The organism is Sphingobacterium thalpophilum (assembly GCF_038396785.1).
Taxonomy (GTDB): domain Bacteria; phylum Bacteroidota; class Bacteroidia; order Sphingobacteriales; family Sphingobacteriaceae; genus Sphingobacterium; species Sphingobacterium thalpophilum_A.
This window is the reverse complement of record NZ_CP151087.1, coordinates 4,598,002-4,613,712: the sequence shown is the minus strand read 5'-3', so window position 1 is coordinate 4,613,712 and position 15,711 is coordinate 4,598,002. Positions and strand designations below refer to the sequence as shown.

Genomic DNA, 15,711 nt, shown 5'->3' with positions numbered 1-15,711 from the left:
CGTTGAACAGATTTACCCGAATTGCTTTCAAAACAATATTGTGGATTATTGGAGTCATCATTGCGCTGGCTATTTTAATCGTATTTTTAATCAGAATACCCGCCGTTCAGAATTATATTGCTGGAAAAGTAACACACTATGTGGAAGGTAAGATTGGTACCCCCGTTAAAATTGGCTACATTAATATTGATTTCCCTAAAAAACTGGTTTTAGAGGACATCTATTTAGCTGACCAAAGCAAGGATACGTTAGTGGCAGGAAAAAGCATAGCTGTCGATATTAATATGCTAAAACTTCTGAAAAATACCGTTGAAATTCAGAGCATTGAAGCAGAAGGAATCACCGCAAAAATCCGCCGTACATTGCCGGACAGTTCATTCAACTTTGATTATATTGTTAAAGCTTTCGCTTCTCAAAAAGAAAGCAAACCTACTGCAGACAGCAGTTCAGCCCTCCTATTTAACCTTGATAAAGTCAAATTTGACAAATTTCATATTGTTTATGCCGATGATGTAATTGGGACGAGCGCAGACGTCTATCTAAACAGCCTCAATACCAATATCAAGAAATTTGACCTCACAAAAAACATGGCTTTCAATCTGCCCAAAGTAAAGATAGATGGTCTGAGTGCTACAGTGAAACAATGGCGACCAGTTGTTGATGGCACGGCACCCACCGTCAAAGACTTTGGCATTACGGATAAAACGGCCCAAGCAACCACATTACTTCCCGATGTCGGTATACAGATTGCTGACCTGACCAATATTTTAGTGCGCTATGAGGATCAATCCAGTCTGTTGAACACCAAGTTCTATCTTAAAAGTCTTCATGCAGACATTAACAAGATCGACCTTAACAAAGAACTTGTCGATATTCAAACAATCAATCTTGACGGTTCGGACAATAATGTGCTCTTTGGAAAGATCCAGAAAAAAGTAAACACAGGAGCGAAAAACACCGCGGATACCACCAAAATAAACTGGGTTGTCTCAGCCAAAGATATCCAAATCAACAATACAAGCTTAGCGTACAGAGACGACAATCAGGCCCGGATGAAAGGCTTTGATTACTTCAACATAAAGATCCCTGGAATGAAAACCAGTTTAAATGATCTTTACTATAGCGCCGATTCCATCAGTGGGTCATTAAAAGAGCTTATCGCCTCTGACCATTCCGGATTTGTAATCAAGCAATTGAAGGGAGATTTTAAATATACAAATACCGGCGCGGAGATCAAAAACCTGTACGCAGAGACACCACGCACCCTACTGCGTGATTACTTAAAAGTAACCTATCCATCTTTGGATATTATTGCCAAAAAGCCAGAGCTGATCTATGTCAATGCAACGATCAAAAAGAGCCACGTAGATATGCGCGACATCTACTATTTTGCTCCTTTTTTGGATACCATGCAGGTGATGAAACCATTAATGGACAAAAAGTTTAATATTGATGGCCGCGTTGTGGGCAAGGTAAATGATTTAAATATTCCGGCAATTGATTTCCAAACGCTGTCCAATACACGTGTCATTGCAAGTCTGCATTTAAAAGGGCTACCCAATGTCGATAAAATGTCAATGGATCTTAATTTAAAAAAGCTGACTACAGGTCGTTCGGATATCGAAAAGCTGGTTTCAAAAAAAATGCTGCCTAGCGGAATAGAGCTGCCCAATACGATTGGCCTTACCGGAACTTTTAGAGGGGGAATGAATGCCTTTAATACCAATCTTTCCTTAGTAACAGAAAAAGGAACCGCCAAGTTCAATGGTAAAGTAGGCATGATTGGCCGCGATACAACCTACGATGCCTATGTGAGTATTCGTGATTTTGACATTGGTAAGATTATGAAAATGGACAGCACATTGGGAATACTTTCCTTCGAAGGAAAAATTAAAGGCCATGGTACCGATCCCAAGAAGCTTGTCGCCAATTTTAATGGCAAAGTAAATCGAATGGATGCGATGGGTTATCGTTATCAGAATATAGACATGAACCTTACCGCAGACAATGGAGATATTAAAGCTTCTATTGTCAGCCCCGACCCCAATATTCAGCTCAAACTGGATGCGACGGCCAATATGAAATCCAAGTATCCACAGGTCGATTTCGAACTTATGGTGGATACCATTAATCTTAAAAATTTAAAATTAATGGACGACGAATTCAAGTATCATGGTAAACTTGTCGGAAACTTTAGTTCAGCTGATCCTAATTTCTTAAATGGAGAAGCGCATATTACCAATTCATCTATTGTTTACAATGATGCTTATTACTCGCTAGACAGTATTTCACTGATTGCAAAAGCGGATACGAGCCGCAACTTGCTGCTTTTAAAATCGGACTTTCTAAATGCCCACTTAGTCGGAAAATACAAAATTTTAGAATTGCAGAATGCCGTTCAAGACATCTTACAGGTATATTACCAACCAGGCAAAGCTGTTAAAGTTCCCAAGTACGAGCCTCAGAATATCGAGTTTTCGGCTCAATTGACCAGAACTAAATTTATCAAGGATTTCTTGCCAGAACTGACCGAGATGTCTGATATTACGTTGGATGGTATGTTCAACAGTCAATCAAAAACCATTCTTGCCAAATTAGATGCACCTAAGATTATTTATAATGGTACCGAGATCAACAACGTTACCTTAGATATCAATACCCTGGACAGCACACTCTACTATTCGGCCTTGATCAATAAAATCAAGGTGAGCAATATTGAATTGGTGAATACAGTCTTCAGCGGTAAAGTCATCCAAAACAATTTGGACTTTGGCCTTTGGATTAAAGACAAGAAAGAGAAAGAGCAGTATCATTTGGGCGCCAATATGCGCGTGGATAATGGAGCATTTGTTTTTAGCCTACTTCAGGATGGTCTTATGCTGAACTACGACAAGTGGACGATAAATCCAAACAACGTGCTCAAATTTGGCAGTACGGGTATTCAGGCCAATGACTTTATTTTAAGTAATAAAGGACAAGAGCTGAGTATATCATCACAGGACAGTGTGCTCAATTCGCCACTCAACATTGCCTTTAAAAATTTCCGCATTGAGACATTAAGCAAAATGCTTGAAAGTGAAACTGTCGATCTCGGCGGCGGGATTAATGGTCAGGCAACCATATCACGTTTGGAAAGTAGCCCTGTTTTTGTATCCGATCTTGTGATCGACAAATTCTATATTGGAAAAGATACTGTAGGAAATGTCAACATAAAAGTGAACAATGAAAAAGAAAACACCTATAATGCGAATATCAGTATCAGTGAAAATGGCAACAATGTCGTATTAAGTGGTGATTTTATCAATCCTCCACAGGGAGAGGCAAGCCTGGATTTCACCTTAGATATTGCGCCACTCTCCATGCAGACAGTTCAGGCATTCAGTTTGGGTTATCTAAAAGACTCGAAGGGAAATCTTGAAGGCCAGTTAAAAATAACGGGATCACCATCCAAACCACTCATTAACGGCGATGTGAAGTTTAAAGATGCGCAATTCAATATTGCGATGTTGAATGCACTTTTCAAAGCCAAAGATGAAACCATTCATCTGGATGAAAGGGGTATTACTTTCCCTAAATTTGCATTGGAAGACAAAAAAGGGAATATTGCCAAGGTAACGGGATCCATAGAAACCAAAACGTATACTGATTTTGATTTTAACCTTAATGTCAATACAGACAATTTTGAGGTGCTCAATTCAACACAAAGCGACAACGATATGTTCTATGGTAAAATGTATCTTACCTCGAACCTTCGCATTCGGGGAAATCTTGATAAGCCTATCGTTGATGGTACAATCAAGGTATTAGATGATACCGATTTCACCTTTGTCATGCCAAACGAGGATCCGGGGATGGCCGATCGTAAAGGTGTTGTCGAATTTGTTGATAAGAGTGATACCACAAGAGCCAACGTATTTGCAAAATTAGATTCGATGACCGTAACCCGATTGACGGGAATCGACGTAGATCTGAATCTTCAAACGGATAAGGACGCCAAATTTAAGATCCTTTTGGATGCCGGCTCACAGGATGCGCTGAATATCCAAGGGGAGGCGGAACTGAACGCAGGCATTGATGCGAGCAGCAAAATTACCTTGTCAGGTACGTTTACCGTAGACAAAGGAAGTTACTCATTCAGTTTTGGCCCCGTAAAAAAAGACTTTACATTCCGAAAAGGGAGTACGATCACCTGGAACGGAGATCCTTTGGATGCGCAACTTAATATTACGGCAGCATACACAACCAAAGCGCCAACCCTGGAACTTGTAGCGACGCAACTGGGATCGGAAAACGCCAACTTATACAAACAACGTATTCCTTTCAATGTTTTGTTGAAGATTACAGACAAATTGTTCCAACCGCAACTGAATTTTGATATCGACCTGGACGAAAACAATTCCGTTGTTTCCCAAGATGTGATCAGCAAAGTAAATAACGCATTGACCACCTTACGTGAAAATCCATCTGAACTGAACAAACAGGTCTTTTCACTCATCGTTTTGGGGCGCTTTATGTCGACCAATCCATTTGAGAGTTTATCCGGTGGTGGTGGCACAGAAGCCATTGTCAGAAATAGCATCAGTTCATTCCTGAGCGGTCAATTGAACCGCCTTGCCTCCGAGCTTATCACCGGAGTAGAACTGGATTTCAACTTAACTTCGGAAGAAGATTATGCTACTGGAGCGGGCCAAACCCGAACAGATTTGAATATCGGTGTATCTAAAATGCTTTTAAATGACCGCCTAAAAATTACTATTGGCTCTAATTTTGAAGTTGAAGGAAATACACGTCCGGGAGAAACGGCCAACAACATTGCTGGTGATATCCAATTGGATTATCAACTTTCGCAAGATGGTCGCTATTTTGCACGGGTATATCGTAAAAATCAATATCAGGTTACGCTGCAAGGCCAATATGTAGAAACGGGTATCGGATTTATCATCAATATGGATTACAACCGATTTAAGGAAATCTGGATGAGTTCGAAAAAACTCAAAGAGTACTATGACACAAATAGCAAAGGTTTCAGAAAACGTTTTGATGTGGAACGTATGGAAACCGATTCAGTCTATCGTGATAGCGTACGCACAGTCATCAGAGATAGTTTAATGACCCATAGCCCTGAGTACAGAAAACGTATGGAGGAAAGAGAAAAAGAAAAACGTAAACAACAGTTGGACTCAACGAAACGTACGCCGAAAAGCGATAGTCCAAAATCAAACATAGATACCATCAGAACGACAGCTATAAAAAATGAAGATGAGGAAAGGAGTTATCATGCAAACTAAACTAAAATATATTGTTGGAATAGTTTCATGCGCTGCATTTATAGCATCCTGTTCGTCAACCAAGAATCTGAAAGAAGGGGAAAGCTTATATGTCAAAGGCAATGTGATAGTCGATTCGGACACGATTTCCAAAGAAAATAAGGAGAAGATTGCGACTCATTTAGAAGCGGCATTGATGCCAAAGCCCAATAAACGTTTAGCTGGCGTACCATTTAAGTTGTACTTCAACAATATGGCCGGCGATTCTGTAGGGAATAATATCATTAAAAAATTTTTCAAGAAAATTGGTGAGAAACCGGTATTGTTGAGCGATGTCAATCGCGAGTATAATGAGAATCTACTGCGCAATCGTCTGGAGAATTTTGGTTTCTTTAATGCTGAAGTAAAATCCGACACTTTGGTTGAAAACAAAAAAGCAACGGTTAATTATACAGCCAAGCCAAATTTTATCTACCGAATAAGATCTGTTCAATTTGATATTGACAGCACAACGCAGCTGGGTAAAGATATTCGTTCGAGCTCCGATAAAAGTCTCTTACAGGTGGGCAAAAATTATAGCCTTGATGTTATCCTAAATGAGCGTGACCGCATCGACAATGACCTCAAAAATAAAGGATATTATTATTTCAGTCCGGACTATATCCTGGTTCAGGTAGACAGTTCACACCGGAACAACAAGGTCGACATGTATGTTACTGTAAAGAAGGAAACACCGGCACAGGCGAGGGTACCTTCAAAGATCAATAAAATCTACATTTACCCGAACTACACGGAAACAAGCTCTGGCTATCAGCGATCCACCCGTAACGCGGAACTATATGATAGCAGCTACTATTTTATAGACCGCCAGCATCTTTATAGAAAGCCTGTTATCGCGAATCATATCTTCTTTCATCCCGGCGATGTCTACAACCGTAATGCCCACAACCAAACCATCAGCCATCTGGTGAATCTCAATAGCTGGAAATTTGTCAAAAACAACTTTGTTGACAGCAAAGAAGTTCCCAACGCACTTGACGTCTACTACTACTTAACCCCGTTGCCAAAAAAATCACTCCGCGTGGAACTATTGGGAAAAATGGCTTCGGTATACAATGGTACAGAAGTTAATGTCAACTGGACTTTACGCAATGCATTTAAAGGCGCAGAGCAGTTAAGTTTTAATGTATTCGGTGGTTATGAAACCCAGACCGGTGGATCGGCCGACCTCAACTCGAGTTATTACCGTTACGGGATGGAGGCTACACTGACCTTTCCGCGGATATTGTCCCCTTTTGGAAGGATTTCTCCTACGCGACGTTTTATTCCGAAGACTTACGTCAAAGGCCGCTATGAATTTTTAAATCGCCGCAAAGCATATACCTTAAATTCCATCGCATTGGATTACGGTTATATCTGGCAGGAGTCTGAAGAGAAGCAGCACGATCTTGCTTTAATGGAGATTACCTATGTTCAGCCTAAAGGTATTTCTGAAAACTACCAAAAACAAATGGATACTATTCCGGCGTTAAGGCACGCAATAGATCCACAATTTACGATTGGCCCAAATTATAACTTCACGTTTCAAAATACGATGAAGCAGCATTTGAAAAATACATTTTATTTCAAAGGCAACTTGGACCTCTCAGGGAACATACTCGGTTTGATAAAAGGAGCAGATTTCAATAAAGGGAAAACCTTCAAATTGTTCGATGCTTATTTTTCGCAATACATCAAGATCAGCGGCGATGGCAGACATTATTTAAAGTTATCGGAGAATTCGCAACTTGCGTCGCGGGTCAGCTTGGGTTTGAGTTATTCCTATGGGAACTCCCGGTCACTTCCCTATTTAAAACAATATTATGTAGGTGGCCCTAATAGTATCCGTGCCTTTGGTGCTCGTGCAATTGGACCGGGAACAGTTGCCCCTGAAAAATTAAGCAACGGCCTCTTCTATGCCGATCAGACCGGTGATATCAAATTGGAACTTAACACAGAATACAGAGCTAAATTAGCAGGCTTTGTTCATTGGGCAGCATTCATTGATGCCGGGAACGTGTGGTTGCAACGGGATGATGTCAACAAGCCGGGTGGTAAGTTCAGCAAGAACTTTTTAAATGAATTAGCCGTCGGCGGTGGAGCTGGATTACGCTTCGACTTTACGTTTTTGATCATTCGTACAGATATGTCCATACCTTTCCGCATTCCCTATCTTCCAAAAGGAGAACGTTGGGTATTTAAGGATATCGACTTTGGAAGTTCAAAATGGAGAAAGGATAATTTGATGTTCAACCTAGCCATCGGCTATCCGTTCTAGGATTTCAAATTTGATTTACACGATAGAAATAACAGGCTTGAACAAATTTCAGGCCTGTTATTTTTTTACTATTTTATAAAAGTCATCGATTTTGGAGGGTTCTATTTCTTATGTCAAAAAACAAGTTATTCCCGCTAAATACATTGATTTACTGACAATAATTGATTAAATTCAAGAATTATTTAATAATCCACATAAATGCTCATGAAATATCCATATAAAAAAATACAAGCATTCGTGAAGATGGACCGGATATCCAATGTGGCATAAGGACCGCCGAAGGCAGCTATATAATTAAAAGGCAGATGTATATACTTAAGCGGACAATTAGCTCATGAATAAACAAATTATTTACATATGAAAGTAACTATTGTTGGTGCTGGAGCTGTAGGAGCAACTACAGCGGACAATTTAATCCGTCGAAATGTCGCCGAGGAGATTGTATTATTGGATATTAAAGAAGGCTTTGCGGAAGGCAAAGCGCAAGATATGGCGCAAACCGCTGCCTTATTGGGTTTTGAATCAAAAATCAAAGGGGTAACCAATGACTATCTTTCAACTGCAGGTTCTACTGTTGCCGTCATTACATCGGGAATTCCGCGTAAACCCGGAATGACACGCGAAGAATTGATTGGGACAAATGCCAATATTGTCAAGTCGGTTGTCGAAAACTTAGTAAAACATTCTCCGGATATTATCATTGTTATCGTATCTAATCCCATGGATACCATGACCTATCTAGCACTTAAATCAAGTGGATTGCCTAAGAATAGAATTATTGGAATGGGAGGTACATTGGATTCAGCACGATTCAAATATCAACTGAGTGAAAAACTGAATGCTTCTGCTGCCGATCTCAATGCCATTGTCATTGGCGGTCATGGAGATACAACAATGATACCACTCATCAAGCACTCCACGTGGAACAGTATTCCAGTCACTGATTTCCTTACCCCGGAAGAGCAAGGCGAAATTGTACACAAAACTATGGTTGGTGGAGCAACATTAACCAGCCTAATCGGCACCTCAGCCTGGTATGCTCCGGGAGCCGCAACAGCTGCAGTCGTCGAAAGTATCGTACGTGATCAAGGAAAATTATTTACAGCATCCGTTTATTTGGAAGGTGAATTTGGTCAAGAAGATATCAATCTGGGCGTACCGGTTATCATCAATAAAAAAGGATGGGATCGCATCGTCCCCATTCAACTCGATGAAGAGGACAAAGAAAAATTCAATAAAAGTGCAGAAGCAGTACGGACAATGAATAATGTACTGAAAGAAATAAAAGCGCTGTAGCTCATAAACTATCAAGAGATAAAAAGCTGTTATTCTATCAATAACAGCTTTTTTTATGAACGTTCAACACGCACTGCGGGTTTTAAAATTTCTTTTTTAAGGGAATTTTTGGGTATGTTTGGCTATATGACAACAGTACCATTTCAATTATTGGATTTACAAGGCCAGGGCACACACATTTTAGTCGATGTAGAAATATATAATCGTTCGTTCAAGATGGTAGTTGATACTGGCGCATCTAAAACTGTATTTGATAAAACGCAATTGGGGCATCTTTTGGATGACCAATTGCAGCTTGAACCTTCAGAAACATTATCAACAGGACTTGGCACCAATTCAATGGAGAGTTTCAATATAAAAATTCCGAGTCTGACATTAGGTGAATGGCAGATAAAAAACTTAAATACTGCGGTATTGGATTTAAGCTCGATCAACTATGCCTATCAGCAGATGGACCTCGAACCAGTGATCGGCGTACTGGGCGGAGATATTTTTGCAGACTATGGCGCTGTCATTGATTATGCAAAGCGCACCTTAAAATTAAGAACCCGGAAATTAAAACTTAAATAGGCGTTTGTGGATATGGAGCCGGAGATAGCCATAGTACACTATTGCGATCAATATACCCAGTCCCCCCATGACGTATAATGTCGTTCGAAGCCCACAGTAATTGGCAAAGGAACCTATCATCAATGTACCAATGGGAAATATCCCCTGAAAAGCCATGACGTAATACGAGATTGCCCGGGCACGATAGATTGGTATGGCATGCGTCTGAATATATGTATTGATACTTGAGTTTTGCATCATCATGGCAAAGGATACCAACATCACATAGACGAGTGCCATCTGCAGCATACTCGAATGCGCCAAAAACAATAATGCAACTCCCATAAGTGCTGCTGCCCCCATCACCTGATAGCGCAAATTGGTACCCGATTTTAAACGGGCCATATTAAAAGCACCAATCATGGCACCCAGGCCGGCCGCACTTTCAAACCAGGAGAACGTACGTTCATCACCATGAAACATTTCTTTTGCTATGGCAGGCAGCAACGAGGTATACGGAATAACGATCAAGCTGGAGAATGTCATGATAATAATCAGCGAGGAGATGTGCGGTGAACGTTTGAGGTAACGAAAGCCTTCGACCAAGCCTTCCCAATTGCTTCCCTTGCTCAGTTGAACATGTGTTTCATCAACCTGCATCATCAATAATGTAATAATGACCGGAACAAAACTGATAAAGTTCAGGGCAAAACAGACGAGTTCACCGTATGTACTCAGTAAAATACCGCCTATTGCAGGCCCCAGCATTCGGGCGCCATTGAAAATTGTTGAATTCAGCGCTATGGCATTCGGCAGATCTTTACGGTCCCCAACCAAATACATCATCAGCGACTGACGCCCCAAAACATCGAAGGAATTAATGACTCCTTGTATAAGACCTAAGATGGAAAGCCATAAGACACTCTCCCATTTCAGATAAACGACCAAGGTCAAGATCCCAGCCTGTATCATCAGACCAATCTGGGTCATCAGAACCAATTTATACTTTTTATGCTTATCGACAAAACTGCCGATAAATGGAGACAGGACCAAAGAAGGCAATAGGGAGATAAACTGCACAAAACCAAGCCAAAACACAGATCCGGTCAATTCATAGACTAACCAACTGATGGCTATCCGCTGCATCCAAGTTCCCATAAGGGAAATTGCTTGTCCTATAACATGTAAACGGAAATTTCTATAATGGAGAGAACGAAAAACCTGCATACGTAAAGATAATAGTATATTAAAAGTATAACAAAAAATTAGGAGAAGAGATTCCTTTTTGCTAAAATAAAGATACAATAGGTGAAAATCAATGCTTCAATACTGGAATATAATCAATAACTTTGCGTCATTATTTTGAACATTAGAATAATCAAATTATTATCATTCAATAACATATACAATGAAATTTTTTATTGACACAGCGAACCTAGAGCAAATCAAAGAAGCCCAAGACTTAGGTGTATTAGACGGGGTAACAACCAATCCAAGTTTAATGGCTAAAGAAGGTATTAGCGGTGATGAAAACGTAATCAACCATTATAAAGCGATCTGCGCAATCGTTGATGGCGATGTCAGTGCTGAAGTTATTTCTACAACTTATGAAGAAATGATCAAAGAAGGAGAAGCTTTAGCGGCTCTTGACAGCAAGATTGTTGTAAAAGTCCCTATGATTAAAGATGGCGTAAAAGCAATTAAATATTTCAGCAAAAAAGGTATTAAAACAAATTGTACATTGGTATTTACAGCTGGTCAAGCACTATTGGCTGCTAAAGCTGGGGCAACTTATGTATCTCCTTTTATCGGTCGTTTGGATGATATCTCTACAGATGGATTAGCGTTGATCGAAGATATTCGTTTAATCTATGATAACTACAACTACCCTACACAAATTTTAGCAGCTTCTGTACGTCACAGCGCACACATTTTAGGCTGTGCTAAAATCGGTGCTGATGTCATGACAGGTCCATTATCAGCGATTGTAGCTTTATTAAAACACCCATTGACAGATAGCGGTCTAGCGACATTCTTAGCTGATCACGCGAAAGCTGCAGGCAAATAAGATTCCTATATTTCATATAATAACGAAAACCGATAGGTAAGATGACACTAATCTTAAACTTATCGGTTTTCTTATTTTTAAGAGATTCCGTATTTTTGTACTGTAAAAATGATCTCTGAGAAATGAAACATTCAGTTTCTGTTTCTTACTGGTCTATTTAAAGGGAAAAAATACGATGAATAAATCCGTCGGATAGTTTTTAAACTTGCAAATAAGTTTAAATTTCTCTTAGTTTGTATTTGATCTAAGGCTTAACGAAGAAATCCATGGAAGATTCCAACACTGTATATCCAGAAATTCTCAAACGAAATAGTTTAAAAGTTACCCAACCCCGGTTGAAGGTACTTGAAATTATTTCGAGGAAAGACTCGGCAATTTCGCAGCCAGAGCTAGAGAAATTACTGGGCAAGGATATTGACCGTGTCACATTATACCGGGTATTGGCCAGTTTTGAAGAGAAAGGGATTATCCATAAAATCTTTGATCTACATGGTACAGCGACTTATGCCATGTGTTCGACAAACTGTTCAGAACATGATCATCATGATCAACACGTGCATTTTATTTGCCGGGTATGCAATTCTGTATACTGTCTGGAAGATATGACCTTACCAAAGGTGTCGATCCCAGCAGGTTTTAGTCTTGAAGCGATCGCAGTAAATGCACTTGGTGTGTGCAATCATTGCAAAAAGTAAATCAGGCTGTACCAATCCAAAACTATTTTTCGGCTGAACTGTCTTTACATTGGCTATCGGAAGGTGCTCCGTTTAGCTCCTTATTGTCCTGTCAAGTGCAGTTTTTTTCGTATATTGTATTGGCATCGATCTTGATGTACAGCGCTCGTAATCTGTGGTAAAGACTGGTTTTTTGAAATCCATTATCGTAGCCAGTCAAAGGATCCATTGGGCTGTCAAAGACCGATGTAAATGAATAATAATAAATAATAAGTGAATGAAAACAAGAAAAGAAAATCCATATAAAGAGGTCTTAACACAGCTGATTATCGATATCTTCGAAAAATCGGGTAATAAGCCGCTCAACTATAAACAAGTTTCTTCTAAATTGAACCTCACGGATAACGACTCAAAAGTCGCTATCGCCGATATATTACATGATAATGTAAAGAATGGGCTTTTTATTGAGGTGGACAGAGGCAAATTTAATTTGAAGCAACTCAAAGTGTATGTCACAGGGAAAGTAGATATGACCGCCGATGGTTCTGCCTATGTAATTCCCGATGACGAATTTGAAAATGATATTTATATCGCTCCACGGAAACTTAGACAGGCACTCCATGGCGATATTGTCAAGGTCCATACCTTCGAAAAAAGAAAAGGCGGCCGCAAAAAAGAAGGTGAAGTCGTTGAAATCCTGCAAAGGGCCAAGACTGATTTCACGGGAACGATCAGTATCTCCAACAATTTTGCTTTTTTTATTGCGGATGACCGCAAGATGTTACACGACATTTTTATCCCTTTGGACAATCTGAATGGAGCCAAGGACAAGGAAAAAGTGGTTGTTTCGATTATCGACTGGCCAAGCGGGAGCAAAAATCCTGTCGGAACGGTAAAACATGTTTTGGGTACCAAGGGGGAAAATAACACCGAGATGAACGCTATTTTGGCCGACTATGGTTTCCCATTGGAGTTCCCTAAAAAAGTTGAAGCTGAAGCCAATCAGATTTCGGAAAAAATAAGCGCGGAAGAAATTGCAAAGCGGCGTGATTTTAGAAACGTTACGACCTTTACCATTGACCCAGCGGATGCAAAAGATTTCGATGACGCCATCTCCTTTCAAAAATTAGAGAATGGCAATTATGAAATCGGTGTTCATATTGCGGATGTTTCGCATTTTGTCATACCCGACACAGAATTGGACAAAGAAGCATTCAACCGCGGCACATCCGTCTATCTGGTTGACCGCGTTATTCCGATGCTTCCGGAGCGTCTTTCCAATGGTGTCTGTTCGCTACGTCCGCATGAAGATAAACTTTGTTTTTCGGCTGTTTTTGAATTGGACGAAAAAGCCAATGTACATGATCAATGGTTCGGCCGTACAATTATCCATTCGGACCGACGTTTCAGTTATGAAGAAGCACAGGAGGTGATCGAAACGAAATCGGGTGATTTCAGTGAAGAGATCCTGAAATTAAATGAACTGGCTTATATTCTACGGGAGCGTAAGTTCAAAAATGGCGCAATAGCCTTTGAAAGTGAAGAGGTAAAATTCACCTTGGATGAAAATGGCAAACCTACAGGGGTATATACCAAAGTCCGTAAAGATGCGCACAAGCTGATTGAAGATTTTATGTTATTGGCCAACCGGAAGGTTGCCGAGTTTATTGGCAAACAAGGCCGCGGAAAAAACAAGCTTACTTTTGTGTACCGGTTCCACGATGTACCTAATCCGGAGACGCTGACAACTTTCTCTCAATTTGCAGCGCGGTTTGGTCATAAATTGACCATCAAAACAGATAAGGAAACAGCTAAATCTTTAAATGCGCTGATGACGAAGATAGAAGGTAGCAAAGAGCAAAATATGCTGACCTCACTTGCGGTACGTTCGATGGCCAAAGCGATCTATACGACAAAGAAGACAAGTCACTATGGACTCGCATTTGATTATTACACCCATTTCACCTCTCCTATCCGTCGTTATCCCGATGTGATGGTACACCGTCTTTTACAATTCTATCTGGAGGGCGGTACCAAGATCAATGCGGAGCATTACGAGAAAATGGCCGAACATTCTTCACAAATGGAGAAAAAAGCGGCTGAAGCCGAACGTGCATCGATTAAGTACAAACAGGCAGAATACTTGCAGGATCAAATTGGTACCGAATATACGGGTATTGTCTCGGGTGTTACTGAATGGGGGATGTATGTGGAGATTGAGGAAAACAAATGTGAGGGTATGGTCAGGCTGCGGGATATCACCGATGACTTTTACGTACTTGACGAGAAGAACTATGCGATTATTGGCCAACGGAAGAAAAAGAAATTCCAGCTGGGTGATGAGGTTCAAATCCGCGTAAAGAAAGTGGATCTGGATAAAAGGCAGATTGATTTTACGTTGTTGAGTTAAGAATAAAAAAAGAGCGTTATTATTCAAAATTAACGCTCTTTTTCTTAAAAAATTGATTGTAAAAAAACCTGAGTTTGTATTAAAAAAATAAAACAACTTAGTTTCTACAGACACATCTCGAAAATACTAACATACTAATATGTTAATGAGACTGATATAGGAGTTACTCCAGATTTAATTTCCTGAGATTTCTCAACAATTACTTTCCCTCCCTGCTCAACCTTGTATGTAAGTGTAAATGGTTGCTTAATTGTAAATGCAGAAATATTTACACTAGCAGTCAAATAATTAGCCGGTGATTCCAAAACAGCAGTTTTACCTCCTTGAAAATACTCTTTTTCAACTGAATATAACACTTGACCTGTTGTCCCTGCAGCTCCATTAACAGTCCACGTTTGTGGCTTCGCATCGCCTCCCGCAGACCCACAAGATACAGACACATCTCCACCGTCAACAGTGAAAGATGAAGAAGTTGTAACTGTAACCTTAAGAGCCCCTTTGTTCTCTGATGGTACAGTATTATCGTCGTCCTTTGAGCATCCAACAAAAGCGAAGGTTACCAAGGCCAGTACCACTGCATACATTAATTTCATTTTGATTTTCATAACTTGAATACATTAATTTGTTTCTACTAAATATTTACACGTGTTTATCAAACACTTTGCCAAACAGAACGCAAAAACATGCAGGAGGTGCAATATACCTGAAAACCAGTAGAAGAATATTTTCGAAAGAATACCATTATTTAAAGGATACTGCACAGCGAAAGAACAACTTAGAGTGCTTACAAGAAGAAACCTATATTACATAGCTTTTTGCCGTTTTGCTACCCTATAATCGTCCATATTCGTGTACAACAAACCATCAGGAGTTGAATAGTGATTGTCGTAAAGGATATATAATCTACCCATCGTTGCCTCAACGAGGATATTCAGCTTGCTTGCAGATAGTTTCCTGAATCAAAGCTACAAGTGACTAAAAATACTAAACGGTTCGCTTAACACACTGCAATAGAAAAAAGGGGTAGTCAGGATCAGAGAATACGAAAGAAGCCAATTGATAATAAAGAAACGAGTAGCACCAATTCAAAAAATAATCTAAATTTTATACACTAACTATTTCATATTCAA

At 39.9% G+C, this 15,711-nt stretch carries 9 protein-coding genes; 7 read left to right on the top strand and 2 right to left on the bottom strand.

Features of this window, described 5'->3' with window-relative positions; genetic code table 11:
* The first annotated feature begins 2 nt into the window (after window positions 1-2).
* The 4 genes from AACH28_RS20325 (at window position 3) to AACH28_RS20310 (ending at window position 9,450) form a co-directional block, all read left to right on the top strand.
* On the top strand, window positions 3-5,288 hold the full coding sequence (locus AACH28_RS20325; protein WP_341831346.1) for a translocation/assembly module TamB domain-containing protein: 5,286 nt from the start codon (window positions 3-5) through the stop codon (window positions 5,286-5,288).
* Window positions 5,260-7,584, top strand: a complete 2,325-nt coding sequence (locus tag AACH28_RS20320; protein WP_317669608.1) for a BamA/TamA family outer membrane protein — start codon at window positions 5,260-5,262, stop codon at window positions 7,582-7,584. The genes AACH28_RS20325 and AACH28_RS20320 overlap by 29 nt, the downstream gene beginning before the upstream one ends.
* Before the next feature lie 357 nt (window positions 7,585-7,941).
* Window positions 7,942-8,880, top strand: coding sequence for a malate dehydrogenase (locus AACH28_RS20315; protein WP_153846792.1), 939 nt, complete (start codon window positions 7,942-7,944; stop codon window positions 8,878-8,880).
* Between the two features lie 126 nt (window positions 8,881-9,006).
* Window positions 9,007-9,450, top strand: a complete 444-nt coding sequence (locus tag AACH28_RS20310; protein ID WP_088163761.1) for a retropepsin-like aspartic protease — start codon at window positions 9,007-9,009, stop codon at window positions 9,448-9,450.
* On the opposite strand, the gene AACH28_RS20305 is transcribed toward AACH28_RS20310, so the two are convergent.
* Window positions 9,436-10,656 (bottom strand): MFS transporter, encoded by a 1,221-nt coding sequence (locus AACH28_RS20305; RefSeq protein ID WP_341831345.1) that lies wholly within the window; start codon window positions 10,654-10,656, stop codon window positions 9,436-9,438. The two genes, AACH28_RS20310 and AACH28_RS20305, sit on opposite strands and share 15 nt — an antisense overlap.
* Window positions 10,657-10,837: 181 nt before the next feature.
* On the opposite strand from AACH28_RS20305, the gene fsa reads away from it, so the two are divergent.
* The 3 genes from fsa to rnr all read left to right on the top strand — a co-directional run bounded on the left by fsa (window position 10,838) and on the right by rnr (window position 14,581).
* A complete protein-coding gene (gene fsa / locus AACH28_RS20300; protein WP_070562966.1) occupies window positions 10,838-11,497 on the top strand; it encodes a fructose-6-phosphate aldolase in 660 nt (219 codons plus the stop codon).
* A 266-nt stretch (window positions 11,498-11,763) separates the two neighbouring features.
* A complete protein-coding gene (locus AACH28_RS20295; RefSeq protein WP_046671865.1) occupies window positions 11,764-12,192 on the top strand; it encodes a Fur family transcriptional regulator in 429 nt (142 codons plus the stop codon).
* 256 nt (window positions 12,193-12,448) lie between these two features.
* The gene (gene rnr, locus AACH28_RS20290; protein ID WP_341831344.1) at window positions 12,449-14,581 is read left to right on the top strand and encodes a ribonuclease R; all 2,133 of its coding nucleotides are present in this window, start codon (window positions 12,449-12,451) and stop codon (window positions 14,579-14,581) included.
* Between the two features lie 134 nt (window positions 14,582-14,715).
* Here the strand turns inward: rnr and AACH28_RS20285 are convergent, their stop codons facing one another.
* Complete coding sequence (locus tag AACH28_RS20285) at window positions 14,716-15,186, bottom strand: hypothetical protein (protein WP_088162892.1); 471 nt, start codon at window positions 15,184-15,186, stop codon at window positions 14,716-14,718.
* Window positions 15,187-15,711 lie beyond the last annotated feature (525 nt).

Excerpts from the sequence above, each read along its gene's own strand:
- AACH28_RS20310 (WP_088163761.1), top strand. The coding sequence starts at position 9,007 with ATGACAACAGTACCATTTCAATTATTGGATTTACAAGGCCAGGGCACA.
- fsa (WP_070562966.1), top strand. The coding sequence starts at position 10,838 with ATGAAATTTTTTATTGACACAGCGAACCTAGAGCAAATCAAAGAAGCC.
- rnr (WP_341831344.1), top strand. The coding sequence starts at position 12,449 with ATGAAAACAAGAAAAGAAAATCCATATAAAGAGGTCTTAACACAGCTG.
- AACH28_RS20315 (WP_153846792.1), top strand. The coding sequence starts at position 7,942 with ATGAAAGTAACTATTGTTGGTGCTGGAGCTGTAGGAGCAACTACAGCG.
- AACH28_RS20295 (WP_046671865.1), top strand. The coding sequence starts at position 11,764 with ATGGAAGATTCCAACACTGTATATCCAGAAATTCTCAAACGAAATAGT.
- AACH28_RS20305 (WP_341831345.1), bottom strand. The coding sequence starts at position 10,656 with ATGCAGGTTTTTCGTTCTCTCCATTATAGAAATTTCCGTTTACATGTT.
- AACH28_RS20320 (WP_317669608.1), top strand. The coding sequence starts at position 5,260 with ATGAGGAAAGGAGTTATCATGCAAACTAAACTAAAATATATTGTTGGA.
- AACH28_RS20285 (WP_088162892.1), bottom strand. The coding sequence starts at position 15,186 with ATGAAAATCAAAATGAAATTAATGTATGCAGTGGTACTGGCCTTGGTA.